The sequence below is a fragment of the Cohnella cellulosilytica genome (assembly GCF_042431195.1).
GTDB classification, from domain to species: domain Bacteria; phylum Bacillota; class Bacilli; order Paenibacillales; family Paenibacillaceae; genus Cohnella; species Cohnella cellulosilytica.
The window spans coordinates 1-789 of sequence record NZ_JBHMDN010000056.1 but is presented as its reverse complement, the minus strand read 5'-3'; the positions used below and the strand labels follow the sequence as shown (position 1 = coordinate 789).

The following is a 789-nucleotide window of genomic DNA, read 5'->3' as shown; positions in this document are numbered from 1 at the left end:
AAGGACGTCTACAATGCCTACGGCCTGCTCTGCGGCTTGAACAGCCACGACCTGTCGGCGATGCGGGAGCTGCTCGGCATGCCGAAACGGGTCGTATCGGCCAAACAATGGAACGGCGGCGGCTATATCGCCGCGATTCTGGAATTTGACGGCTACTACGCGACGTTCGAGACGGGGGTGGACGACCAGCGCCGGTTCGACGCCCATATCGAGGTGTTCGGACGGACGAAGTCGATGACGGTCCAGTACGACACGCCGTATATCCGCCATTTGCCGACGACGCTGAACGTCAAGGAAACGATCGACGAGGCGTACGTGGAAACCGCGAACCGCCCGACGCTGAAAGACCCGTACACGGTGGAGCTGGAGCATTTCTACGAGGTCGTGACGAAAGGGATCGTCCCGAAGACGACGCCGGAGGACTACAAGAACGATCTTGAGATTTTCAGAATGATCGCCGAGGCGCTTCTTTAAACGAACGGAGGAGAAACGAACATGACGCATTTACTGACGAAAGCCGAAGTCGACGCCTATGGAGAACAAGGATATACGCTGTACAAGAAACCGGTGTTTTCCAAGGAAAAGATGGATAAGCTGCGGGGCATTTTCGAGGATCACCTGGCGGAAAAAGGAGATAAGCTGTCCGACGAGCTGGATACGCCGCACTTTCGCGACAAGCGGCTGTTGGAGTTTCTGCTGGCCGACGAGGTGCTCGACCTGGTCGAGCCGATCATCGGGCCGAACATCATGCTGTGGTCGAGCCACTTCATCTGCAAGGACCCTTACGTG

General features: G+C 56.9%; 2 pseudogenes. Both read left to right on the top strand.

Features of this window, described 5'->3' with window-relative positions:
• Positions 1-474: pseudogene (locus ACFFT4_RS30095) on the top strand (Gfo/Idh/MocA family protein); the annotation flags it as partial.
• Positions 475-495: 21 nt separating this feature from the next.
• Positions 496-789: pseudogene (locus ACFFT4_RS30090) on the top strand (phytanoyl-CoA dioxygenase family protein); the annotation flags it as partial.